Here is a 1,555-nt window from a genome sequence, read left to right as displayed (position 1 = left end):
CGAGGCGAAAACCGCACAATTGGCCAAGCAGGTGAAGAACCTTGGTTGGAAGCGTGCCTTGATCATTGACGGTGCAACGGTTGATGCGAACTTCGCCCAAGCGGCGCGCAACATCGAGGGTCTCGATGTGCTGCCATCCATGGGCGCGAATGTCTATGACATCCTCAAGCGCGACACTCTGGTGTTGACGAAGGCGGGTGTCGAAGCACTGGAGGCTCGCCTAAAATGAGCACTAAGCCAGAACATTATGACGTGATCCGCCGCCCGATCATCACGGAAAAAGCCACTATGGCCTCCGAGAACAATGCGGTTGTGTTCGAAGTTGCGATTGATGCGAATAAACCCCAGATCAAGGAGGCTGTTGAAAGCCTGTTTGGTGTGAAGGTGAAAGCGGTCAATACAACTGTCACCAAAGGCAAGAACAAGCGTTTCCGTGGCATCGCGGGCACCCGTAAGGATGTCAAGAAGGCCTATGTAACGCTGGAAGAAGGCAACACAATCGACGTGGCCACAGGTCTTTGATCTGTCCCATGTTCGGGCGTTTTGCCTGATCTGACCTCAGCGAGGCCCCGACTGCGGATGCGGTTGGGGCCTTGTTCATCGCAAAGGCGGCTGCACAGTCGGGAAGGGGCCTTGACCTTGGGGCTTCACTTTCCTACACAGCGCCATCGCGATAGCCCCAGATTCGTCTGGGGCTTTGCTGTTGTTCGCATGAACGACATTTCACTGGGACCTTCGGGGCCCTCATTTATCGGTCACCCAATTCGGGGGACTTACAACATAGGTGGGTTTTTAATTACCTGCCGTTAGCAAACGGAAGACAGAAAGCATGGCACTTAAGTCGTATAAGCCGACGACGCCGGGCCAGCGCGGGCTGGTGCTGATCGACCGTTCGGAGCTGTGGAAAGGACGTCCTGTCAAATCCCTGACTGAGGGTTTGACGAAAAAGGGCGGTCGGAACAATACCGGACGGATTACCGCACGCCGCCGCGGTGGTGGCGCGAAGCGTCTCTATCGTATCGTGGATTTCAAGCGTCGTAAATTTGACGTCACAGCCACGGTTGAACGGATCGAATACGATCCTAACCGCACCGCCTTCATCGCGTTGCTCCGCTACAGCGATGGCGAGCAGGCCTATATCCTCGCGCCACAGCGTTTGGCTGTTGGGGATGCGGTTGTCGCCTCTGCAAAAGCAGATATTAAGCCCGGTAACGCAATGCCATTTTCGGGCATGCCCATCGGGACAATCGTTCACAATATCGAATTGAAGCCCGGTAAGGGCGGCCAAATCGCACGCGCGGCGGGCACATATGCCCAGTTCGTTGGTCGTGACGGTGGCTATGCTCAGATCCGCCTCTCTTCTGGTGAATTGCGTCTGGTGCGTCAGGAATGCATGGCAACCATTGGTGCCGTGTCAAACCCTGACAACTCGAACCAAAACCTTGGCAAAGCGGGCCGCGTCCGCCACATGGGCAAGCGTCCAAGCGTCCGTGGTGTTGCGATGAACCCAATCGATCACCCACATGGTGGTGGTGAAGGCCGCACATCTGGTGGC

At 56.1% G+C, this 1,555-nt stretch carries 3 protein-coding genes; all 3 read left to right on the top strand.

The window, feature by feature from the left end; genetic code table 11:
- The coding region (gene rplD / locus ACR0IO_RS22990) for a 50S ribosomal protein L4 (RefSeq protein ID WP_480745157.1) at positions 1-229 on the top strand (229 nt) is incomplete at its 5' end.
- Positions 226-522, top strand: coding sequence for a 50S ribosomal protein L23 (locus ACR0IO_RS22985; protein ID WP_317657409.1), 297 nt, complete (start codon positions 226-228; stop codon positions 520-522). The genes rplD and ACR0IO_RS22985, both read left to right, overlap by 4 nt.
- Before the next feature lie 307 nt (positions 523-829).
- Positions 830-1,555 (top strand): 50S ribosomal protein L2 (rplB, locus tag ACR0IO_RS22980; protein ID WP_480745155.1); only part of this gene is annotated, 726 nt, incomplete at its 3' end.

This window comes from Ruegeria sp. CE12, from assembly GCF_056537525.1.
The sequence above is the reverse complement of the archived record's forward strand: the minus strand, read 5'-3'. Positions and strand labels throughout refer to the sequence as shown.

What these genes read in the sequence shown, in the direction of transcription:
- ACR0IO_RS22985 (WP_317657409.1), top strand. Translation starts at nt 226, where the DNA reads ATGAGCACTAAGCCAGAACATTATGACGTGATCCGCCGCCCGATCATC.